This window comes from Nitrospirillum goiasense (assembly GCF_034427435.1).
Classification (GTDB): Bacteria; Pseudomonadota; Alphaproteobacteria; order Azospirillales; family Azospirillaceae; genus Nitrospirillum.
Genome location: NZ_JAXQNP010000003.1, coordinates 963,029 through 987,252 on the forward strand (window position 1 = coordinate 963,029; position 24,224 = coordinate 987,252).

Here is a 24,224-nt window from a genome sequence, read left to right on the forward strand (position 1 = left end):
TCACTGGGAGGCTGCTTTCGGCAGGGTGCCATCGGGCGGCATGTCCTGGTCGGGGCTGGCCACCGGCCGGTTGTGGGTCTCGCGCTCGTAGGGGTCGACCAGGGCGGTGTCACCCAGGCCGGCCAGCCGGGCCAGCGGTTCCAGGGGACCGGCCGCCAGCGCCACGCCGTCGCCCGCCCCAGCATCGACCCCGCCAGCATCGCGCCCTGGGCCATTGCCGGTGGGGCCATTGCCGGTGGGGCCATCACCAGTGGGAACAATGGCCCATCCCTGGCGGGCGCTGCGATCCAGCGCGTCATAAGCCGACACCGTCCGGTTGCGGCCACCCTTCTTGGCCTGGTAGAGGGCGCCGTCCGCCCGCGCCAGCAAATCCTCCAGCGTTTCATCGGGACCGCGCCACTGGGCGACGCCCAGGCTGGCGGTCACCTGGGCCGTCTGTCCGTCATAAGCCACCTCCAGCGCCGCCAGGCCGATGCGCACGCGTTCCGCGACCGCCCGGGCGCCGGCAAGGTCCGTCTCCGGCAGCAGCATCATGACCTCCTCCCCACCGAAGCGGGCCAGCAGGTCCACGGTCCGGCAGGCTTGGCCCGCCTCCTTCACCGCCGCGCGCAGCACCTCATCCCCCATGAAGTGGCCATAGGTGTCATTGATGCGCTTGAAATGATCCAGGTCGAACAGGATGACGGAGAAGACGTGGCCGTAGCGGCGTGACCGGTCCCATTCCAGGCGCGCCAGTTCGAAGAAGCGGCGGCGGTTGAGTATGCCGGTGAGGGGGTCGGTGCTGGCCAGCTGTTCCAGCTTGGCATTGGCCGCCCGCAGATCCCGGGTGCGGGTGGCGACGATGCGGCCCAGCGCCCGCTCGCGCCGCATCTGCGTCTCGGTGCGCACCGCCAGCACGCAGGCCAACAGGGCCAGCAGGCCGAACAGCACCAGCAGCCGGAACCAGGGCTGCTCATACCAATGAGGGAGAACGGTGATGTGGAAGGCCAGTTCCGCCAGGGGCGGGATGGTCAGCGCGGCCATGGCGCCCGCCGTCGGCTGGGCCACCGGCTCGGCGTCCGGATCGAAGCCCACCACCGCCTCCTGCTTGTCCGACAGGACCAGGCCGGGCAGGTCGGTCCAGGCGCGCACGCGGAAGGTATAGTCGCCATGCGGCAGGTTGGTATAAACGGCCTGCGGCTGGGCGCCGCTAGCCTCCACCCAGTCCTCGTCGAAGCCATCCAGACGATAGGCGTAGCGGGTGTCGCGCGGCGCGCGGAAATCCAGCAGCGACAGGGCCAGACGTATTGTCTTGACCCCCGGCTTCAGCGTCAGCGTGCCGCCCGGCGTGGGCAGGCGGCCGGGCGGCTGCACCACGTGGTTGACATCCAGCGAGGTGATGGCCAGCACCCCGATCGGTACCGAGGGCGTCAGCAATTCCGGCCGGACGACGGTCAGCCCCCCCAGCCCCCCGAACAATACGCTCCCATCGGGCGACAGCGCGGCCGCCTTGATGTTGAAGGAACGAACGATGACGCCATCCCGGGCACCCAAGACCCGGGGCGGGAAGCCGGGGCCGCTGAATTTCACCAGGCTGGCGGCGGCGCTGGCCCAGATGTGGCCATCCCCGTCCACGGCCAGGGCGGATATGGCGTTGCTGGGCAGTCCCTGCGCTTCATCCAACACCTGGGGGACGACACCCAGCCGCCCGGCCAGGGCATCGCGCATCCGGGCCGGCGTCAGGACGACCACCCCGCCACCGTAAGTACCGGCCCACAGGTTGCCGACGCCGTCCAGGACGATGTCGTTGACCACGTCGTGCGTCAGGACGCCGACCGTCCCCGGCCGCGATTCGGTCCGCAGGGTATGGAAGCGCAAGCGCGGCAGGTCGCGCAGGTCGGCCACGGCCAGGCCGCCGGATGTCGCCAGCCAGACCGCGCCAGCCGGCGCGGTGACGTCGGGCAGCGTCACCACAATCTTGTTCACCTGATCGCCCGGCAGGCTCTGCGGGTCCGCCGGATCATGGACCAGATGGGTCAGGGTGCCATCCGGCCCCTGGATGAAAAGTCCGTCATAGCCACCCGCCAGCACGCTGGCGCCCCCGGCAGAGGGCACGATGGCGAGGGACAGCACGATGGTGCTGTCCAGGGCAGGTATCCAGGACGACCTGCCCACCAGGGTGTCAGGATCGATGCGGGTGACACCCCGGCCCCCCACCAGCACCCCACCATCGGCCATTATCACGACGGTGCAGATATCAATGCCCTCATCCGCCGAAGGCAGCTGGACATGACGCAGGACGCCGCTGGAATCCACGACGTCCACCCGCCCATGGCCAAGCCCCAGCCACACCCGGCCGGCGCCGTCCACGGCCAAGGCATGCACATCGGGATCGGCCAGGCCGGTGCCACCGGGGGCGGCCGTCTGAACCGTGGAAATCAGGCGCCGTCCCGCGTCCGTCCGGTCGGCGCCACGCTCCGTCCCCACCCAGACATTGCCGCTGTGGTCGCGCAGAAAGGCATGGACGACATCGGCGGCCAGCGAGGTCGCCACCATCTCGGAATGGGTCAGGCGGCCAACTTGGCCATCGGCGTCCCGCGTCACGATGCCGGCGCCATCGGTGGCCAGCCAGAGCGGACCGCCCGGGCCCTCGGGTTCGATGAAGGCGCGGATCATGTGCCGCGCCGCCGGGCTGTCCCGGTCCGTCAGGCCGCGCACCTCCTGCGCTCGGGCATGGACGGGGTCCCAGATGAAGGCGCCACTGTCGACGGTGCCAACCCATACACGGCCCTGGGCATCCTCATAGAGGGCCCGGATGTCATCCGCCAACGCGCGCGCCAGATCGGGGCTGCCGGCGGGCGCCATCACTCGGGTGAAGCCCACCTCGCCCGCGGCGCGCCGGAACAGCCCCGGATGCCCCCCAGCCACACGGTGCCGCGGCTGTCCTGCAGCACCGTGAACAGCCGGGTACTGATGCCCCTCGGGCCGGCATCAGCGATCGGCGTCGCCGTGGCCGTGGCCGGATCGTAATGGTCCAGTCCCTGGTCCGAGACGATCCAGGCGCCGCCGTCCTGGGCCCGCGCCATGCCCATGATGCGGGCGGCCGCGTCGTGGCGCACGATGGGCACGGGGCGGAAGCCATTGACGTCCGGGTCGAAGCGCACCAAGCCCCCGGCATTGGTCCCCACCAGCAACTCACCGTTTTCCAGGACCAGCAGGTTGCGCACATAGGCGTCGGGCATGACCCCGGCTGATGTGGGCGCACCTGGATCCCGCGTGACGGCGGCGCTGACATCGGCCGCCGCCCGGTAAATCTGCGCGCGATAACCGTCAAACCGCACCAGGCCGGCAGGCGTGCCCAGCCAGATGAGGCCCTTGCGGGTTTGCGCCACGCTGGTCACCACATCATTGGGCAGATGCTGCGAACTGATGAAATGATCGAATTCGGGCCCCGACAGGCGCGCCCAGCGGTCGGTGGCCTCGACCTCACCCCTCCGACTATCGGCTATCGGGCTGTCGACGGGCCGCATGTCCACGGTTCGCATGTCAACCGGTGGGTCGGATGGGGCCTCGGCCTGGGGTACGGATTGCGGCACGGGGCCGGCGTACGCGGGCGCGACCGCACAGGCGACCAGGAGCGCCGCGCCCAGTCGCCGCATCAGGGCGGTCGCCGTTCCGCCTGACCGCAAGAAACGCCGTCCCACCATGGCCGGGCTCAATGCCCCTTCCCAGTTTGAAGAATTCGCCACGACGGGCGACCTGGCGAGCATGTTTGGCCAGGAATTCTTACCAAATCCTCGCCACCAAGCGACATCGCCCTCGATTTTGGAAAATTACCTTGGTTGCGCGCGATAAAGACTGGGAATCGCGGGCGGAACCACCAGTGCAAAAGGTTAGGCGCCCCGGATGGGGCGCTTGGCGAAGGACGGCAGCGGCGGGAGCGGGAACGGGTCAGCTGTCTTGGCGGCGGGCGTGGGCCAGCAGCCAGCAGCCCAGCAGGGCCAGGGCGATGGCGCCCCCCGTGCCCGACACCGCCAGCCAGCCGCCATGGTCCCAGGCCAGGCTGGCCACGGCGGAACCGCAGGCTCCACCCACGAAGTAGGTGGTCAGGTAGACCGTGGTCACCCGCCCCCGCGCACCGTGGTTGCCGGCGTAGATGATACTCTGGTTGGTGATCTGCAGGCCCTGGACGCCAACGTCCAGCAACAGGATACCGGCCGTCAGGGCCACCAGCGGCCCGACAAGGCCGGAGCCCGGAAGGGATAAGGAGGCCCAGGGAACGACGGGCGCCAGCAGCGCCATGAGCAGCCAGGCCCCCAGGCAAGCGGCGGCGAACAAGCCCGTCGCCCGGTGGGCGTGACCGCCGTCCGCCAAGCGCCCCGCCCGGCTGGCCGCCAGCGCCCCGGCCAAGCCCGCCAGGCCGAACAGGCCGATGGTGGCCTGGTCGAAATGATAGGGCGCGTCGCTGAGCACGAAGGTCAGGCCCGTCCACAGCACGCTGAAGCCCGCGAAGCCCAAGGCCCCCATGAGGGAGCGCCAGCGCAGCACGGCATCGGTGCGGGCGAGGTGCAGCACCGAGGCCATGAGACGGCCATAGGGAATACGGGGCCGCGCCGGGTCGGCCGGCAGCGCCCGCGCCAGCAACAGGCCCAGCACCGCCATCGCCACGGCGGCGGTGATATAAACCGCGCGCCAGCCGGCATAATGGGCGATGGCGCCGGCGATGGTGCGCGCCAACAGGATACCCAGGATCAGGCCACTCATCACCGTGCCGACCGTGCGCCCCCGGCTGTGGTCCGGCGCCAGCGAGGCGGCGAAGGGCACCGCCACCTGGGCGGCGCAGGACAGCACGCCCAGGCCCAGCGACGCCGCGGCGAAGGTCAGGAAGGTCGGGCTGGCCGCCGCCGCCAGCAGCAGGGCGATGCACAGGGCCAGCAAGGCCAGGATCAGGCGCTTGCGGTCGTGGGTGTCGCCCAGCGGCACCACCAGCAGCAGGCCCAGGGCGTACCCCACCTGGGTCACGGTCACCAGCATGCCCGCCGACGCCATGCCCACCTGGAAGCTGGCGGCGATATCGGCCAGCAAGGGCTGGACATAGTAGATGTTGGCGACCACCACGCCACAGGTGATGGCGAACAACACCGTCAGGCCGGTGGACAGGTTATGGCCGGCATCAACGGTGGGCGCGGACGGCATGGGGGACGGCACGGACATGGGATAAGGCGACCTTCGCTGGAAACAAGGACGGCCACCCTCTGTACCGGGCATGGGTTAATTAGGAAACGGTTAGTTGCGAAAAGCAGGTCCGCCAGCCTGGCGGCTTGACGATCAACGGGGGTGATCAGTCCCCGTCCACCTGCAGCAGGGGCCAGCGCTCCAGCCACCGCTTGTCCCGCACCCGCTGCCGCACAATGCCCAGCTTGGTCCCGCGAAAGGCGGGCGTGGGGCGGATGATGCGACCGAACAGATCAGCCAATCCGAAGGGCGCCAGGATCTCCAACTCGTCCGCGTCCGTCAGGCGGATCGCCACGGCGGTGGCCGTTTCCGGCCAATGGCGCAACGCGTCAGCGGTGGAGGCATAGGGCGCGTCGCTGTTGCGGCTGTGCATGCGGGCCTGGTTTTTCACCGACCAGGGCGCGTCCGGCTCAAGCGCCAGCAGGCGATCGGTCAGGTCGCGATCAATCGCCAGGGAAGGTCGATCCGGATCGAACCACAGCACATCGACATCGCTTTCCGGCAAGTCGGTTTCCAAAGGCTGAACCGCCCGCACACGGTGCAGGTGATCCCAAACTGCATTGCGAACAAAGCCGGCGCCAATCCAGCAGTCGGGCAGGCCCAGCGCGCGGACGTGGCCCAGCAGGCGCATCCGGCGGGCATCGCCCCGGATGATGCCCTTCAGGCGATCACCGTAAGTCAGTTGCTGCATGAGGGATGCCCCGGCGCCGTTTCCACATAAGGTTGAGCCTCGCCAGTCTCCCGGCGAGGCTCTTTAGTGGTATCGGTCTTTGGTCAGGGGGAAATAGACCGCAAAAGGTCACATCCCAAAATGTCGCAGTTATGCAACCAACCCCGACTTAGAACTTCTTCCGCACGGAGACGAACAGGGCGGTGGGGGCACCGGCCTGCAGGGTCTGGAAGGTGCCCGTCGGGTCGCTGACGGTGTAGCCGTTGGTGCCGATGGACGACACATAGTGGCGATCGAACAGGTTGGTCACGTTGCCCTGGATTTCCAGGTCCCGCTGCCAGCCGCCGCCCTGGAAGCGGTAGCCGAAGGTGAGATCCACCGTCATGTAGCCGGGGACCTTGCCGTCGTCAATGTAGGTGTAATAGCGCTCGCTCATGTAATTGCCCGAGATGGCGCCGAACAGCATGCCGTTATCGAACGACAGTTCAGCCTTCACCATGTTCTTCGGGCTGTCCACCGTGGTCTTGCCCTTGGTGGCGGCATACAGGCTGCCGTCGCCATTCAGGGTGTCGTCGTCATAAGTGGACTTGTTGTAGGAATAGGAGCCGTACAGCGACCAGTTCTTCACGAACTTCCAGGTGCCGGCCAGCTCGACACCCTTGGAGGTGACGCCGCCGACGTTGGACAGGGCCGACGGGTTGCCCTGGATGCCGGAACCGACGGTGGTGGCCAGCAGGCGGTCGTGGAAGCTGACGTAGTAGGCGGCGGCGACGGCCTCGAAGGTGTCGACATGGGCGCGGTAGCCCAGTTCGAAGGCGTCCGAGGTTTCGGGCTTCAGCTTGTCCTTGATGGCGTTGAAGCCGGCCTGGGTGGTCGAGAACGGACCGTCGGTGTGCGAGCTGACGAAGGCGCGGGCGTTCTTGGCATAGTCGCCGAAGACTTCGCTGTTGTCGTTCAGCTGATAGTTGAAGCCGATCTGCGGCAGGAAGCCCTTGGAGGTGTCGATCGAGCCGTTGATGATGTCGCTGGCCGACGTGTAATGCTCGGTGTTGCTTTCATTGTCGACCTTGATCGACTTGAAGCCGTAATTGATCTTCAGCGCGTCCAGGAGCTGCCAGGTGTCCTGCAGGTGGAACACGTAGGTCTTGGTGTTGAAGGCGTACTGCCACTGGGTGAAGAAGGGGTTGTCCTGGAACTCATCCGCCGTGCGGCCGGGGCTGTTGATGCCCAGGCCGTAGAAGCGGCGGGCCTGGTCGAAATCGTTGTTCTCGAACCAGATGCCGCCTTCGATGGTGTGCTTGTCCAGGGTGTAGGTCAGGCTGTCCACCGTGCCGATGCGCGACACCGTGTATTCGGTGGTGCGCATGGCGATGGGGGAGCCGCCGAAGGCCGCCGGCGTGGCCACGTAGGGCGTATCCCAGGTGCCCATGCCCTTGTCATGATGGCCGTAGACCATGGCCTTCAGGGACAGGCGGTCGTTGATCGGGTATTCCAGCTTGGTGGAGCCGATGATGTCCTGGCGGTTGCCGGCGCCATCATAGTAGACGTCGTCGGGCGTGCTGTAGGGGGCCGGGATGGCCTTGCCCGACTGGTAAGCGGTGGCGATGGCCTTGGCCAGGGTGTAGTTGTCCGAGATGTTGTCCAGCTTGTAGCCGAACTTGCCGATCAGGGCCAAGGACAGGTCCTGGTAGTCGTTCTCATGCCGGTCGGAGTAGTTGACCATGGTGGTCAACGTGCCCTCGCCCACCGGCTGCACGAACTTGCCGTTGGCCTGCTGCTGCCACTGCTCGCCGCTGCCCTTCCACTTGTTGCCGTGCTGGTAGTCGTAGCTGATGTAGCCGCGGCCGCCGCCGTCGATCTCACCCGATTCGATGCGGCCGAAGGCGCGGACGGTGGCGTTGCTGCCGTAGGCGACGCTGGCCAACCCGCCGGCCGTCGTGTCCGGATCGACGGACGTGAACTTCAGCGTGCCGCCCAGGTTGGAGGTGGAGGCCGTGTCCAGGGCGCCGGTGCCCTGGGCCATCTGGGTCACGCCCAGGTTTTCGGACGAGATGGCGCGGCTGATGTGCAGGCCGTTGTCGTTGGCGTAGCTCATGTCGCCCAGCGGGATGTCATCGAGCGTGAAGCCCAGCTGGTTCTGGTTGAAGCCGCGCACGGAGATGCGCACCGCCCATTCATAGGCGCCGTAGGGATCGGCGGCCTGATAGTTCACACCCGGCAGCTTCGCGATCACCTTGATGGGGCTGGCGCCGGGGACGGCGATCTGCATGTCCGTGGGCGTGATGGCCTGCACCTGGCGGGTTTCACCGCGGCCGAACACCACGATTTCCTGCATCGCATCGGCATCCGCCGCGGCGTCCGGCGCCGTCTGGGCGAACGCGGCGGAAGAAACACTGAGGATCAGCAGGGACACACCCGCCAACAACCGATTCTTCAACATCGAATTTTCCCCCTTCGATTTATTGAAAGGCTTCCCATTTTGATAAATATACGGAAGCGGTATCCGCCTTTTGGCGGCTGACTTGACGTGCGTGCTGCATAGCAACACGGTATGAATATTTTGCTACAGTGCCGTGACCGATCTATTTACTGGTAACTGTGTGACATTTCGGCACCCAGTCGACGTCAGACCGGTTGCGGCCGCTCCACCCCCGGCGCGGTCGTGGCCGGCACCCGCCAGCGGCCCAGCGTGCGGGCCTGATAGGGCTTGGCATCGATGGTGACCGCGACCAGGTCCGCCACCGCCGCCTCATGCGTCAGCGTCAACAGGACGTAGCCCTTGGCTGTGTGGTCGTTCAGCAGCACCTCGGGGTTCTGCGCCTTCAGGATGTCGCCAAGCTGCGGCAGGCCGAGTTCCTCACCCGGGGAGGGGCTGGTGATGGAACTGGCCCCGAATTCCGCCGCCACGCGGGTGGTGCCGGCGGCGTCGCGCAACTCATTCACCCAGAAAGCGTGGCTGTCGCCCGACAGCACCACGGTGTTGCCGGCACGGCCATCCACCACCGCCGCCTTGATGGCATCGTAGACCCGCTCGCGGGCCGCCGGATAACCGTCCCAGCCGTCCAGGTCGTAGGGAATGTCGAAGCTGGCCATATGAACGATGGGCGCCAGCTTGGCCCGCGCCGTCTCGGGCAGGGCCCCCAGCCAGCGGGCGACACCATCGGCGCCCATGGCCTTTTCCAGTTTGGGCGCGATGGTGCGGGCCATCACCACCTCGTTGCCCAGGACCTGCCAGGGGGTGCCCGCGGCAACCGACGCCTTCAGCGTGGCCGCCAGCCATTCCTCCTGCCGCACGCCCATCATCTGGCGTTCGGGGTCGGCGCAGAAGGTGCGGATGGCATCCTCATCCGGGCCCAGGACATAGGGCGCCGGCGCCGAACCGCCAGCCTTCACCGCCGCCATGACCTTGGCCGTCACGCCGGCGTCGGCCACCTTGCGCCGGCTCTTGTCCGCCGCGACCTCGTAAACCGCCATCGGCAGGTCGCCCGGCACGCTCCATTCCAGCTGGCGGGACCGGGCCTGCAACCGCGTCTCCACCATGACCAGGGTGGCCAGGTCGCCGAACTGGAAAGCACGCTGGATCTCCTCCGCCGCCTGGCCGACGCGCGGCTCGCGGATGGGCATCCACTCGTAATAGGCGCGCACCGCCGCCGCCTCGCGCGTCAGGAAGGCGCCCTGCTCGGGATGATGGTTCTCCGCGCCGCCGGCCCAGGTGTCGTTGCACACCTCGTGGTCATCCCAGACGCAGATCCACGGGGCGCGGGCATGGGCGGCCTGCAGATCGGGGTCGCGCCGGTACTGGGCATAGCGCAGGCGGTAATCGGTGAGCGTGACGATGTCGTGCGGCGGCTCCGGGATGCGGCCCAGGCGGCGGCCGTTCTCCATGCCGTAGTCATCGTCCTTGGCGCCATATTCGTAGATGTAGTCGCCCAGTTCCACCACCGCGTCCAGGCGGTCCAGCTTGGCGATGTGGTCGTAGGCGTTGAAATAGCCGTTGGGGTAGAGGGCGCAGGTGACGGCGGCCATCACCACGCTGTCGATACGCCCCTGGGGCAGGGTGCGGGTACGCCCCACAGGCGATGTCGCCGTGCCGCAAGTGAAACGATACCAGTAGTCCTGGCCGGGCTTCAGCCCATCGACGTCAACCTTGGCGGTGTAGTCGCGGGCGGACGTGGCATCCACCGTGCCGCGCCGCACCGGCCGCTGGAAGGCGGCATCGGCCGCGACCTCCCACGCCAGACGCACGCTGGCCGCCGCCGCCGGGGCATCGGGCGTGACCCGCGTCCACAGCACCACCCGGTCAGCCAAGGGATCGCCACTGGCGACGCCATGGCGGAAGGCCACCCCCGACGCCGCCCACACAGGCCGCGCGCCAAGCGCCAGCGGGGCGGCGGCCCCCAGCAGCAGAAGCGACAGGGCCCGGCGGCGGCTCAGCACGGTCATCGGTGGTCATCCAGCAATGGTTAAGGAGGACCGTCCGTTACGCCATCCACTTGAAAGAACGAGGACATATTGATTAACGATTCATGACGACCCCACCCCGCGCGGCCGATGCTGGCGCCACGAGCCATGCTGAGGCACCTTAGGCGCCGGGGCCCGGACGCCCCGGGGGAGAGGTCATGCGTATCGTTCTGCTCAAGGGCCAGTCGCAGTATGGCTCGCTTCGGCTGCATATCGACCAGTTGGCGGCGGCCTTCGCCGCCATGGGGCACGAGGCCATCGTCGTCGACCTGGCGGCCCCGGACGGGGTTGCGCGGCTGAACGCCGCACTAGCCCGCCCCGTGCAGTTCTTTTACGCCCTGAACAGCATGGGCGTGGACCTGCGCGTCGGCGATCGGTCGCTGTACGAGGTGGCGGACGCCCTGTTCATCACCCTGCACGTCGACCATCCGGTGCATCTGTGGTCCCGGCTGGAAACGAAGATGGATCGGCGTTTCGTCGTCAGCTTCCTGGACGAGACGCATGTGAAGCTGGCGCGCGACAGCTTCCCGCCGGACCATTTCGCGGCCCTGTCCCTGATGCCGCCGGGGGCCAACACCAGCATCCCACCCGCCATGCCAGACGAGAGGCGGCTGTTCCAGCGGTGGGAGGATGACCGCGACATTCCGCTGCTGTTCACCGGCACCTACCGCGGCATGCCCCAGCGCGGCTGGCGCGGTGCCGAACGCAACTTCGTCACCACCCTGTTCGATGATGCCGCGGACCTGGCGCTGAGCCGGGACACCGTGGGGCTGGAGGACGCCATCGACCAGGTGCTGGCCGCCCGCGACACCAGTCTGCCGCCGGCCAGCCGCACCCAGCTGATCCAGAAGTCGCGGGAGGTTTATCAGTATGTCGAGGCCTACCGGCGCCACCAGTTGCTGGTGACCCTTAACCGGGCCGGCGTGCCCCTGGTGGTCTATGGCAAGGGGTGGGAGGATCGGCCCTTCCCCGCCTTCGACTGGCGGGGCGAGGGCAGTTTCGAACAGACGCTGGGCCTGCTGCGGCGCACCCGGCTGGTCCTGAACAGCAACAACAACTTCGTCGCGGGCGGCCATGAGCGGGTGTTCGCGGCCCAGATCAATGGCGCCGCCGTCCTGTCGGACACCAGCCGTTACTACGACCGGCACTATGCCGATGGGCGCGACATGCTGTTCTACCGCTGGATGGCGCTGGATGCCCTGCCGGCCCGCATCGAAGCGGCCCTGGCCGATCCAGTCGGCTTGGCCGCCATCGCCCGCGCCGGCTTCCACCAGACCGCCACCCACCACACCTGGGATGTCCGCGCTCGCCACATCGTGGACCTGTTCGCCGCCGTCAACATCCTGACGCGCTGATCGGCACGGACAACGGGGCGCTGCCGCTCGCCGCCAAGGGGCCGCGTCATAATGGCGCATGTGGCGAGCGCGCCTCGTGACACTCATTCTCAATATCCATCGGCTTTTTCCCCCGGCCCGGCCAGGATCGTGTCGCTGGACGAATGGCGCCCACCAATAGGACCCAAGTGATTCCGCGTAGTGCGGGTTGGCAGAGCTTGCCCACCGCTTGGATATTTAAATTCTAACGAAGCCGTTAATATTGATTCAGCCAGTATTATTTCTTTCGATGTAATAATTACGAAATAACACATCAATCAAAATTTAACGTGCACCCCCAAAGCGCCAAACCTAGTGAAGCGCAACGTTTTTCCTGGGGGAGCCGAAAAATGTTCAACAAAAGCAAAAGCAGCCGCTGTTTCCGCCCTTGCGGACTTCGCGGCCACGACCTTCTGGGCAGCGGCCTCTTACGCCGCGCCCTGCTGGCGGGCAGTGCCGTGGGCATGGTTTGGACGGCCAGCGCCTGGGCGGCGCCGGCCGACGCCGCTGCCGACGCGGGCGCCAGCCGCGCCACCGCCGGCACCGGTTCGGAAGGCGTGGAGGTGGACACCATCCTGATCGAGGCGGAACGCAACCGCGCGGCGGCCGAGGCGCCAGTGAAGGCGTCGCTGGACCAGAGCCAGCCGAAATCCATCATCAGCCGCCGGTATATCGAGCAATCGACGCCGGAGACGGGCGACATCACCACCACCGTCCTGATCGCGCCCAGCATCGGCGGCATCGCGTCCAACGGCGGCGGCGTGGGCGAAACCAACAAGACCACCCTGCGCGGCTTCGCCGACGGCCAGTACAACATCACCTATGACGGCATGGCCTTCGGCGACACCAACGACCCGACGCATCACCCGGCCTCCTACTTCCCGGCATCCACCATCGGGTCGGCCGTCGTGGATCGCGGCCCGGGCGCGGCCGGCGACCTGGGGCAGGCCAATTTCGGCGGCGCCATCCATTATTTCTCGCCCACCGTGGACGATCAGTTCGGCCTGTCGCAGAAGATCACCTTCGGCTCGTTCAACACCCAGAACTTCGTGTCCACCATCCAGACCGGCAAGCTGGACGCGCTGGGCGGCACCAAGATCCTGCTGAACTTCGACGAGCGGCAGTCGGATGGCGAGCTCAGCTTTTCTGGCGGTGACGCGCAAAACCAGCTGATCAAGATCCAGGTGCCGATCAGCGAGAAGTGGCAGGCGACGCTGTTCGCCACCCACAACCGCACGCACTTCTACCAGTCCGATGCCGGGCCGGGGGAGACATGGGCCCAGGTCGTGGCCTATGGCAAGGATTTCGCCCTGAACGACAATCCCAAGGATGAGCATTACTACAAGTACAACCAGCAGCGCAAATCCAGCGACTTCGACTACATCAACCTGAAGGGTGATCTGGGCGACGGATACAGCATCGACAACGACGCCTACACCAACTTCTATTCCAACCAGACGGAATCGGTAAACGACGTCACCGGCCTGGTCGGCGCCGCCAACACCTCCGCCCCCGGCAACAAGAAGCTGCCCAAGACCGACATCGGTGGATACAGCAAGGGCAACCGCTATCGCGTCTTCGGCGACATCCTGCGCGGCAACAAGGACTGGAGCTTCGGCACCCTGAAGGTGGGCGGCCTGGTCGAAACCTCCAGCACCGACCGCCACAACCTGTTGCAGGACCTGACCCAGGGCATCGACGACCTGAAATATTCCAGCCTGACCAAGCCGGTGGTGGCCAACGTCTCGAACGTGAAGACGCTGGAGGACAGTTCCTGGCTGCAGTACCAGATGTTCGCCGATTTCGAGCTGCGCCCCACCGACCGGCTGACCATCACCCCGGGCGTGAAGTACGTGAACTTCGACCGCACCGTGGACGCCGCCATGGAGAACAGCGGCGTCGCCAACTTCACCCGTGGGCCGCTGCACGGCGACAACGTCTATGACAAGACGCTGAAGTTCCTGACGGCCAACTACAAGATCACGCCGGACGTGGCGGTCTACGCCCAGTACGCCACCGGCTTCCTGATCCCGTCCCTGTCCACGCTGTACGTCAACAACCTGGACCTGAACGCCCTGAAGCCGCAGGAAACCACCAACTATCAGTTGGGCGCGGTGTGGAGCAGCAACAACGTGACCATCGACGCGGACATCTACCGCATCGACGTCACCAACCTGTCGGTGGCCGACCCCACCGGCCAGTTCTACGTGAACGCCGGCAACGCCCGGTACAGCGGCGTGGAAGGCCAGGCGGCCTATAGCTTCGACAACGGCGTGACCTTCTTCGCCAACGGCTCGATCAACGCCGCCAAGGACCTGACGGCGCACCAGGGCCTGACCAAGGTGCCGAAATGGACGGACGCCATCGGGGTGCTGTTCAACCAGGGGCCCTGGCAGATGTCGCTGAGCCGCAAGCAGGTGGGCCGCCAGGTCGTGGCCTATAACGGCGGCACCGCCACCACCACCGCCGACGGCACCTTCCTGACGCCGGGCCAGGCGTGGGAGATTCCCGCCTACACCACCACCGACGCCTCGGTCTCCTACGACTTCGGCATGGTGCGGCTGAAGCTGGCGGCCTTCAACCTGGCCAACGACCGGGCCATCACCACCTATGGCGGTGGCCTGTACACCTTCCAGGCCGGCCGCCAGATCCAGGGCACCATCCAGGTCAAGTACTGACCCATCCGGCCGGGCGGGGGATGGGCACGCGCCGTCCCCCGCCCCCACACAGGGAATTCCCCCATGATCCGCCCCGCCCGCCTGCTGGCCTTTGCCGGTGCCTGCCTGTCCGTTTCCGTGGCCTGTGCCGCCCCCGTCGACGCGCCCGCTGGCGACCCTGTGGTGTTCCACTTCGCCACCGTGGGCGACAGCCGGCAGGATCCGGACGACCCCCGCCTGACCATCCATGACGCGCCGTTCCTGCAGGCGACACGGCAACTGGCCCGCATCAACCGGGAGGTGGAGGCGGCGCACGCCCAGGCGCTGATCTTCCTGGGCGACATGGTCATGGGCTACAGCCCCGACCGGTCGCTGCTGGACCGCCAGTACGCCTATTGGCGCGGCATGATGGCGCCCCTGATGGAGGCTGGCACCTATGTCCTACCCGTGGCCGGCAACCATGAGACGGAAAGCAAGGTCAAGCAGCCGAACGGCAAGACCCTGAAGCTGGCGAACCCCGCCAATGAGGATGCCTGGCGCGCCAACATGGGCGACCTGCTGCTGGACACCGCGCTGTGGCAGAGGCTGACCGGCGTGCCCGCCACGCACTGGTCGGTGGACAACACCCCCGCCCCCGGCACCGACCGGATCACCAGCGACCAGCGCCAGCTGACCTACAGCTTCGACGCCGGCCCCGTGCACATCGCCGTCATCAACACCGACCCCAGCGGCGCCGACGGCACCGCCCCCGTCGCCTGGCTGGAGGCCGACCTGGCGGCGGCCCAGGCGCGCGGCGCCACCCATCTCTATGTCTTCGGCCACAAGATGGCCTACGGCTACGACTTCCCCGTGGCCAAGAACGGCAAGGCGGAGAAGGTGGAGAAGGAAACCGGCCTGGACGCGGGCGACGCGGCGCTGCGCGACGCCTTCTGGCAAACGATCGAGCGCCACCACGCGACCTACTTCTGCGGCCACGAGCACATCTTCCACGCCTGGCAGCCGACCCAGGCCCAGGGCGGCCAGTCCTGGCAGGTCATCATCGGGTCCGGCGGCTCCCCCCTGGCGGCGGTGAAGGCCGGCGGCACGCAGGAGGTGGACCGCCTTTTCGCCTGGGCGGAGGTCTGGGCCTACCGCAGCGGGCGCACCCATATCGCCATCCATGGCTTCGACGAAGGCGACGCGCCCAGCCGCACCCTGCAGGAATGGGACATCCCCGCCCAGCCCTGACGTCAAGGGGCCATAAGGCGGCGCAGCTCCATGGCCATGGCGGTCAGCGCCGCCGCCGGCCGCAGGTCGTGATCCTCCAGCGCGAACAGGCGGTGCGATGGGAACCAGGGCCGCACCCCCGTGCCCAGCGTGGTCCAGTCGCGCGATGCGAAGCGCCAGCAGGGGGTGCCCACGGCCCCGGCCATTTCCCCGACCGAAGTGGCGGCGCTGATCACCAGGTCGCAGGCGGCGGTCAGCGCCGCCGCCGTTTCCAGGTCGTCGCGCAAATCGGCGTCGGCGAAACGGTGCAGCGTGATGCCGTGGTCGCGCGCCAGCGCCGCGATCTCCTCCTCCGCCGGCTGATAGTGCAAGCTGACCGCAACCACCCCCGGCAGTGACAGCAGCGGCAGCCATTGCGGCAGGGTGGAGTAGACGCGGGACCGCTCGGAGCCCAGCTGCCCCGACCGCCAGGCCACGCCCAGCACCAGGGGCCGCCCCGGGGCGAGGCCCATCAGCCGACCCCGCCAGTGGTCCACCCGGTCCGCCTCGGGCCGCAGGAAGCCGCCGTCGCGGCCAGCGAAGCCCGCCAAAGTCGGCGCCAGATGGGCCGCCAGGTCGCCAGCCGCCACCGTCAGGTCGGCCCCCGCCGCCTCCAGCGCGCCCGCGCCCGTCCGGCGCGGCAACGGCAGGAAGCGCAGGGTGGGGAAGCTGCGCCCCAGCAGCCCGGCCAGGCGCGGATCGCATTCCACGGAAACCGCCTCGGCCCCCTGATCCGCCGCCAACGCGACCAGGGCGGGATAGAGGCTGGCGAACAGCAGTTCGTCCCCCAGGCCCTGTTCATGCCAGACCCTGAGGCTGCGCCCCGCCAGGCTTTCGCCGCGCCAGGCGGGCCGGTCGAAGCCGGGCGCATGGCCCTTGTCCTCCGCCGCGAAGCGATAGGCGTATCCCTGCCAGCCGCGGGGCAGCGCGCCCAGTTGCAGATCGACCAGGCCGCAGTTGAGGCGCGCCGTGGCCAGGGTGGGGTCCAGCGCCACCGCGCGGGCGTAGCTGTCGCCCGCGGCGGCGTACTGGCCGGCGTCGTTCAGGCAGCGGCCCCGGTTGTTCCACACCGTCGCCTGATCGGGCGCCAGCGCCACGGCCCGGTCCAGCCAGGGCAGGCCGGCGTAGAGGTTCCCATCCCGGCGCAGCGCCTCGCCCAGGCCGCAGAGGGCGTCGATGATGACCGGGTCCGGCGTTTCCGGCACCTGGCGCGGCGTCAACGCCCCGCCCAGCGCCCGGCGAAAGGCGTCGATGGCCGCCGCCGGCCGGTCCAGCGCCAGCAGGGCCGTCCCCAGGTTGGACGCCGCCGCCGCCAGGCCCGGCGCCAGGGCCAATGCCCGTTCCTGGCAGGCCGCCGCCTCTGCCGCGCGCCCCTGGGCCAGCAGGGCGTTGCCCAGGTTGGTCAGCACGTCCGGCCGGTCCGGCGTCGCCGCCAACGCCTGGCGATAGTGGGGCTCGGCCTCCGCCGGCCGCCCCAGCGATTGCAGCACATTCCCCAGGTTGGACTGCGCGGCGGCATAGCCGGGCATCAGGTCCACCGTCCGGCGCAGGAAGGGCAGGCCGGCTTCCGCTCGGCCCACTTGCGCCAAAGCCAAGCCCATGAGGTGCAAGGCCACCGGCTGGTCCGGCTGCCGGTCCAGCACTGCCCGGTAGAGCGGCAGGGCACCGGCGGCGTCGCCCGCCTGGTGCCGCGCCGCCGCGTCGGCCAGCAAGGCATCGACGTCAGGCTCCATGGCCCCGTCTATGGCCGGCTCCGGCATGGGAGGGGGCGGCGTTTGACGCAGCCGGTCCAGCGCCGCCACCACGGGCGCCGCCACGTCCGCGGCGCGGCCATCGGCGGGGGCCGGGACCACGGCCATGCTGGCGAACCACGGCCGCACCGCCGTGCCCAGCATAGACCAGTCCAGGCGCGTGCCCACCCGCCAGACGGGCACGCCCAAGGCGCCCGCCAGTTCACCGACGGAGGTGGGGGCCGTGACCACCACGTCCAGGCAGGCGGTCAGGGCGCCCGCCGCCTCCAGATCCTGGCGCAGGTCCGTGTCCGGCCAGCGGTGCAGGGTGACGCCCAGGGCAGCCTCCACCGCGCGCACCTCATCCTCGACCTCGCCATATTGCAGCATGACGGGTATCACCCCCGGCAGGCGCAGCAGGGACGCCCAGTCGGCCAGGCGGGTGTAGGCGCTGTCGCGGTCCAGGTCGCGCACCATGCTTTGCCAGCACAGTCCCACCCGCAGGCCGGGGCCCAGGGCATCCAGGCGCCGCCGCCAGTGGCCCAGCCGCGCCGGGTCCGGCGTCAGGTAGGGCTGTCCACCGAATTCGCCCAGCCGTGCGCGCAACAGCCGGGGCAACCCACCGGCGGGGATGTGCAGGTCGGCGCGGGCCGCCTGCGCGGTGATGAAATCCGCCACGACCGTCACACGGCCCGCCATACCTTCCGCCGCCGTCGCGAACGCCCGGGTGAAGTAGCCCACCAGCCGCGCGTCGCATTCCAGGACGAATTCCGCCTCGGGGTGCGCGGCGATCAGGTCGCGGTACAGGCTGGCGAACATCAGTTCGTCCCCCAGTCCCTGCTCCCGCCAGACCAGCAGGCGGCGGCGGCCCAACGCCTCCCCCTGCCAGCGGGGCTGGGGGAAGCGCCGGTCGGGCAGGGCTTGGCCGGCGGCGAAGCGGGCCTGATATCCGTCCCACCCCGCGTCCAGCCGCCCTTCCGCCAGATCCAGGACGGCCAGGTTGTACCGCGCCGGCGCGAAGTCCGGCCGCAGGGCCAACGCCCGCTGAAAACCCTCGCGCGCCAATGCCTGGCCGCGCCGGGCAACCTCGCGCGTGGGGCCGCGCTGGCCCAGCCAGGTAAGGGCCAGGTTGTTGGCGGCCTCGACATAGCCGGGGTCCAGGGCCAAGGCCCGTTCATGCTCCTGGCGGGCAGCACCCCACATCTCCTCCGCCCCCAGGGCCAAGCCCAGGTTGGTCAGGGTGTGGGGCGTCCGCTCCGCCGCCACGGCGGCCCGCGCGGCGTGCAGGGCCGGCCCCGTCCGCCGCAGGCCGGCCAGGGCGCGCGCCTGCTCCACCAGCACCCTGGCATAACCGGGACGCAGGGCCAGCGCCCGCTCCGCCGCAGCCAGCGCCGGGGCCCAGGCGCCCCGGTCATTGTGGGTGCCGGCCAAATTGCCCCAGGCTTCGGCATAATCAGGGGCCCGGTCGGTGGCAGCGGCGAAGGCCGCCTGCGCGCCCGCCAGATCGCCCAGGGTGCGCAGGGCCCCGCCCAGGCTGTTGTGCGCCTGGGCGAATCCGGGGTCCAAGGCCACCGCCTGACGCAGCAGATATGCCGCCTCCTCCACCTCGCCATCCTGCATAAGGACCACGCCCAGCAGATGCAGGGCGTCGACATCCTGCGGCGCCCGCGCCAGCACGGTGCGGTAGACGGCCGCCGCCACCACCAAGTCGCCCGCGCGGTGCGCGGCCATGCCGGACTCGACCGTCGGCCCATCGGGCGGGGCCGCCGCCTCTTGGGCCAGGTGCAGCAGGCTTTGGCGCATGGCGGGCACCACCTGCTCGGGCAGGCCCCAGCCCGACAGCCAAAGGCGTTGCGCCGGCAGCCAGGGCCGCGTGCCGGTGCCCAGGGCCGCCCAGCCCGCCATGTGCTGGAAGCGCCAGGTGGGCACGCCCAGGGCGGCGGACAGTTCCCCCACCGCCGTGCCGGCGGACACCACCAGGTCCAGCCCGGCCATCAGGGCGGCGACACCCTCCTGGTCGTTCCTGAGGTCCAGGTCCTCCCACAAATGCAGGGTCACGCCGGTGGCGGCCGTCACCTCCGCCATCTCCGCCGCGGCGTCACCGGCGTGGGCGTCATATTGCAGCACCACGAAATGGGTGTGCGGCACGGTGAGCAGCGGCACCATCTGCATCAGGGTCAGATACAGGTTCTGCCGCCCCAGGCTGCGCAGGCCGCTGCGCCAGCATAAGCCCACCTTCAGGCCGGGCCCCAGGGCGGCCAGCCGGTCCCGCCACGCCGCCACCCGTTCCGGGTCAGGCCGCAGCCAAGGATCGTTGGTGGTCGTCGGGAAGTCCCCAAGCGCCCCGCGCAGCAGGGCCGGCAAGCCGCCCATGGGCACATGCATGTCGGCATCGCGCGGCGTGTTGGTGCGGCCCCGCACGTCCAGGGCCATGCCCGCCGGCACCTGGGGGGCCAGCGCCCGGGCCAGCAGGCCGGAAAGCCGGGCGTCCATCTCCACCACCAGCCGGCGGCAGCCGCGCGCGCCCAGCCATCGCAGCAGGTCGGGCAGGCAGCTGGCGAACATGATCTCATCGCCCAGGCCCTGCTCCGCCCACACCAGCAAGGTGCGGTCCCGCACGTCGCCACCCGTCCAGGCCGGCAGGACCAGGTCCGCGCGGGCGGGGCTGTCCGGCACGGCGAAACGGGCGGGATAATCGCGCCACCCCGCCGCCAGCTCGCCATGCTCCAGCGCGGCATAGGCCATGTTGACCCGGGCCGCCGGCCACCCCGGCCGCAGCTCCAGGGCGCGGCGGTAATGGTCGCGGGCCTCCGCCATGCGGTGCATGTCATAGAGAAGGCGGCCGGTGGTGAGATGGATATCCGGACTGTCCGGCTGCAGCGCCAGGGCGGCGCGCAGATGGACCAGGCCGGCCCCCGGGTCGCCCAGCAACTGGCACAGGCTGGCCAGCCCCAGCAGGGCGGGAACCGAGGCCGGCTCAATCGCCAGCGCCCGCACGAAAGCCTCGCGCGCGGCGGCGGCCTCGTTCAGCTTGGTCAGGGCCAGCCCCAGGTTGACCCAGCCGCCGACCCAGGCGGGATCGGCCTCGGTCGCGCGGCGTTGCGCCTCCGCCGCCCCCCGCGCATCGCCCAGCGCGTCCAGCGCCAGGCCCCGGTTGGCGTGCAGGGCGGCGCGCCCCGGCGCCAACCGCAGGGCCCGGTCATGGCAGCGGAGGCCGTCCGCCGCCTGGCCCAGGCCCACCAGCGACAATCCCAGGCCGGACAGGGCGTCCGGATTGTCAGGATTCAGGGCCAACACCTGGCGATAGCGCTCGGCCGCCGCCGCCCACCGCTGTTCCCGCCGCAGCAGGCTGGCCAGCGCCGCCAACGCGGCGGCATGCCCGGCATCCGCCGCCCGGCCCAGTCGGTCGATGGCCATGTCCGCATCGCCGGCGTCCCGCGCCGCCAGACCTTGCGCATACAGCGCGTCGGGGGACGCGGGCGATGCCTCGATCCGCGCCGGTACGGCGGCGGCCAGGCTGGCCAGCCGCCACGCCAGGGCCGGCAGCGTCACGCCGATGACCTCGCCCTCCGGCGGGAAAACGGATTGCTGGCTGGCAAACCAGGGCCGGGCGCCCGTGCCCAGGCGCGTCCATTCGAAGGTGGGGCCCAGGCGCCAGCAGGGCACGCCCAGCGCGCCCGCCAATTCCGATACGGCGGTGCCGGCCGCCACCACCAGGTCCAGCCGGGACATGAGCGCGGCGACGGCATCCAGGTCGTCACGCTGGTCCAGGTCGGGCCAGCGATGGATGCGTATGCCCAGGCGCGCCTCCACCGCCGCGATCTCCGGCTCCGCCGCCGCCGCATCGTATTGCAGGCTGATGAACTGGACGCCGGGCAGCCGCAGCAGGGGGGCCCACTCGTCCAACTGCGGGTACAGGAGGCGCCCGCGTTCCGCGGTGCGCAGGCCGCTGCGCCAACACAGGCCCACCTTCAGCGCGGGGCCCAGGGCGGCCAGGCGTCCCCGCCAGGCGTTCGCCAGGGCCGGGTCGGCCGTCAAATAGGCGGGGCGCCCCTCCGCGAACCTTAACAGGGCGGGCCGCAGCAGGGCCGGCAGGTCCCCGGCCGACAGGGCGGCATCGACCGGCGGCGCGCCCTGGCCGCCGGGGGCGATGACGGCCCCGGGAAAGGCGCGGGCGAACAAGGCGGCCAGACGCGGGTCGCAATCGATGACCAGGCGCCCCACCCGGCCCAGGAGATCGGGGTAGAGGCTGGCGAACAGCAGCTCATCCCCTAAGCCCTGCTCGCGCCGCACCAGCAGGGTGCGCCCGTCCAAGGGCTGGCCGCGCCAGGGGGGGCCGGCAGCGGGGCCGCCGCCTGGCCCCCCAAGGCGCGATGGGCATACCCGGCCCAGCCGGCGGCGAGGTCGCCCTGGGCCAGGCGGGCCAGGCCCAGGTTGAAGGCGATCAGGGCGTCGCCGGGGTCGCGGGCCGCGGCGGCGGCCAGGCAGCGGGCGCCATCGGCCAGGCGGCCCTGGGCCACCAGCGCCGTGCCCAGGTTGCCCTGCGCGTGCGCCATGTCCGGCGCCAGCGCCAGCGCCCGCCGCGCCAGGGATTCCGCCTGCCACGGCGCGCCCAGGGCGGTCATGGTTCCCGCCAGGTTGACCAGCGCCTCCGCATTGTCCGGGGCCATGCGCAAGGCGTGCAGCAAGGCGGCCTCCGCCCCCGCCAAATCGTCGCGGTCGCGCAGCAGCGCCCCCAGGTTGGAGGCGGCCGGCGCCAGGGCGGGGTCCAGGGCCAGAGCGCGGCGGTAGGCGGCCTCCGCCTCCGCCGGGCGACCCAGCTGGCGCAGGATGTTGCCCAGATTGTTCAGCGGCATGGCCGACTGCGCGGGCGGCAACAAGGCCAGGGCTTGCTCGATAGCCGGCACCGCGCCGGCGGCGTCGCCCGCCTGGAAACGGGCCAGTCCCAGCAGGTGCAGGGCCTGCGCGCGGGCCGGCGGCGCCAGCGTGCCCCAGTGGAGCAGGGTGTCGAGGGCGGCCACCGCCTCGGCCGCGCGGCCCGCCGAGAAAAGATCGTAGGCCTGGACCAGCGTGGGCAGCACCGGCGGCGGTGACACTGGTGGCGGGGAAACTGGTGGCGGGGAAACCGCCAATTTTATTTCGGTATCGAAATCAGCAAGCGCAGCCAGGGCACCCTGCGCGCTTTCCAGGGCTTGGGCCACGGTCTTGGCCGAAAAGATGCGCATGGACGGATACCAAGGCCGGACGCCGGTCCCCAGCATGGACCAGTCGCCCTCAAGCTCCAGGCGCCAGATGGGTACACCCAGGGCACCGGCCAGTTCCCCGACGGAGGTGGGCGCGGTAATGACGAGGTCCAGGGCGGAAACCAGGGCGGCCACGCCCTCGATATCGTTGCGCTGGTCCAGGTCGGCGAAACGGTGCGGCAGGGGCACACCCTTCGCGGCAGCGGCCTGCCGCTCGGCCGTGACGTCGCTGTATTGCAGATCCACCCAGACGATGCCGGGCAGGGACAGCAAGGGTGCCCAGCGCGTCAACCCCAGGTAATTGGGGTCCCGGTGCGGCGCCTTGACCCCGGAGGTCCAGGACATGCCGATCTTCAGGCCCGCCCCCAAGGCCGCCAGCCGCTGGCGCCACCGCGCCACGGCCGCAGGTTCGGCGGTGAGCCACCCGCCGGCGCGCCCGGCGAAGGCGCGCAGGCTGTCGCCAAACAGGGCCGGCAGGCTGCCGGCGGGCAGATGCACGTCGAAATCGTCGCCGGCCTGGGGCTCGGGGCGCAGTTCCACGCGGCTGGCCAGATCTGGCAGCTCCCGCCGCAGGTAACGGCCGATCAGGCCCAGCAGCCGGGGTTCGGTGAGGATGACGACACTGCCGCCGGACGCCAGGGCGGCGCGAAGGGCCGGAACGTAGAAGGGGGAGAACATGAATTCGTCCCCCAATCCCTGTTCCCGCCAGATCATGAGACGCCGGCCGCGCAAGGCATCCCCCGTCCAGCGGGGCCGGTCGGGATAGCGCCAAGGCTTGGTATTTCCGACAGCGAAACGATAGGCGTAATCGTCCCAGCCGTCCCGCAGCCGGCCCAGGGCCAGCCGCACAGGGGCGCGGTTGTGGTGGGCGACCGGATCTTCGGGATACAGCGCCAGCGCGCGCGTGAACGCCGCGTCCGCCCCCGCCAGATCACCCTGGACCTGAAGCGCGTTGGCCAGGGCGATCAGGGCCGGCTGGCTGGTCGGATCCTGCGCCAGCGCCCGGCGCGCCATGATCAGCGCGCCGTCGCCATCGTAAAGCTGGCGCATCAGGTCGCTGAGACTGGACAGCGCCCAGACGTCCGTGGGGGCGATGTCCAGCAGGCTGCCGTACGCCGCCTGGGCCGCCGGATAATCATTCAACGCGCGATGGGCCAGGGCCAGCGACCGCCAGGCGGAGAGGGATCGCGGATGCAGGCGCAGGGTGCGGGTCAGCAAGGCCACCGCCGCCGCCGCGTCCCCCTGCTCCAGCAGCAGCAGGCCCAGGTTTTCCAAGGTTCCCTGGTCGTCCGGCCGCACCGCCAGCGCACGTTCCACCAACGCGCGCCCCTCCACCGACCGTCCCTGTTGGTGACAGGCCACACCGCAGAGGTTAAGCGCGTCGGGGTGCGCCGGGTCGATGGCCAGGACGCGGCGGTACAGCGCCTCCGCCCCCGCCAGGTCACCCGCGCGGTGCCGGTCCATGGCCTGGGCCAGCAGGCCAGCGGTGTCGCGGCCACCCTTCGCACCGTTCCCGGCCCCGCCGTGGACCATTCTTCACCTGTCAGGCACATTGTTTGGAGATCGAACCGCCCGCCGGCCGCCGCCCGTGGGGGTCTTCCCCGTGTAACCACCCCTTCAGGATAGCAGTT

11 protein-coding genes are annotated in these 24,224 nt (G+C 69.7%); 3 read left to right on the top strand and 8 right to left on the bottom strand.

All coding sequences use genetic code 11. The features are described from left to right. The 6 genes from ULB03_RS18740 to ULB03_RS18765 form a co-directional block, all read right to left on the bottom strand. A complete protein-coding gene (locus tag ULB03_RS18740; RefSeq protein WP_322485231.1) occupies positions 1–2,844 on the bottom strand; it encodes a diguanylate cyclase in 2,844 nt (947 codons plus the stop codon). After that, a complete protein-coding gene (locus ULB03_RS18745; protein WP_416211171.1) occupies positions 2,844–3,509 on the bottom strand; it encodes a ligand-binding sensor domain-containing protein in 666 nt (221 codons plus the stop codon). The genes ULB03_RS18740 and ULB03_RS18745 overlap by 1 nt, the downstream gene beginning before the upstream one ends. A gap of 421 nt (positions 3,510–3,930) precedes the next feature. Then, on the bottom strand, positions 3,931–5,193 hold the full coding sequence (locus ULB03_RS18750) for an MFS transporter (RefSeq protein WP_322484619.1): 1,263 nt from the start codon (positions 5,191–5,193) through the stop codon (positions 3,931–3,933). A 127-nt stretch (positions 5,194–5,320) separates the two neighbouring features. After that, a complete protein-coding gene (locus ULB03_RS18755) occupies positions 5,321–5,905 on the bottom strand; it encodes a nucleotidyltransferase family protein (RefSeq protein ID WP_322484620.1) in 585 nt (194 codons plus the stop codon). Positions 5,906–6,053: 148 nt separating this feature from the next. After that, positions 6,054–8,324, bottom strand: a complete 2,271-nt coding sequence (locus ULB03_RS18760; RefSeq protein WP_322484621.1) for a TonB-dependent receptor — start codon at positions 8,322–8,324, stop codon at positions 6,054–6,056. Positions 8,325–8,509: 185 nt separating this feature from the next. Next, the gene (locus tag ULB03_RS18765) at positions 8,510–10,327 is read right to left on the bottom strand and encodes an alkaline phosphatase D family protein (RefSeq protein WP_322484622.1); all 1,818 of its coding nucleotides are present in this window, start codon (positions 10,325–10,327) and stop codon (positions 8,510–8,512) included. A 176-nt stretch (positions 10,328–10,503) separates the two neighbouring features. Here ULB03_RS18765 and ULB03_RS18770 point away from each other — a divergent pair, with 176 nt between their 5' ends. From ULB03_RS18770 to ULB03_RS18780, 3 genes are all read left to right on the top strand, one after another. Beyond that, the gene (locus ULB03_RS18770; RefSeq protein WP_322484623.1) at positions 10,504–11,700 is read left to right on the top strand and encodes a glycosyltransferase; all 1,197 of its coding nucleotides are present in this window, start codon (positions 10,504–10,506) and stop codon (positions 11,698–11,700) included. Positions 11,701–12,068: 368 nt separating this feature from the next. Continuing rightward, positions 12,069–14,396: a TonB-dependent receptor gene (locus ULB03_RS18775; protein ID WP_322484624.1), complete on the top strand. Its 2,328-nt coding sequence runs from the start codon at positions 12,069–12,071 to the stop codon at positions 14,394–14,396. 63 nt (positions 14,397–14,459) lie between these two features. Continuing rightward, complete coding sequence (locus tag ULB03_RS18780; protein WP_322484625.1) at positions 14,460–15,602, top strand: metallophosphoesterase family protein; 1,143 nt, start codon at positions 14,460–14,462, stop codon at positions 15,600–15,602. Between the two features lie 2 nt (positions 15,603–15,604). Here the strand turns inward: ULB03_RS18780 and ULB03_RS18785 are convergent, their stop codons facing one another. Together ULB03_RS18785 and ULB03_RS18790 are read right to left on the bottom strand one after the other, a co-directional pair. Next, the gene (locus tag ULB03_RS18785; RefSeq protein ID WP_322484626.1) at positions 15,605–21,664 is read right to left on the bottom strand and encodes a tetratricopeptide repeat protein; all 6,060 of its coding nucleotides are present in this window, start codon (positions 21,662–21,664) and stop codon (positions 15,605–15,607) included. Continuing rightward, positions 21,622–24,126: a tetratricopeptide repeat protein gene (locus ULB03_RS18790; RefSeq protein WP_322484627.1), complete on the bottom strand. Its 2,505-nt coding sequence runs from the start codon at positions 24,124–24,126 to the stop codon at positions 21,622–21,624. Before ULB03_RS18790 ends, ULB03_RS18785 begins: the two co-directional genes overlap by 43 nt. Positions 24,127–24,224 lie beyond the last annotated feature (98 nt).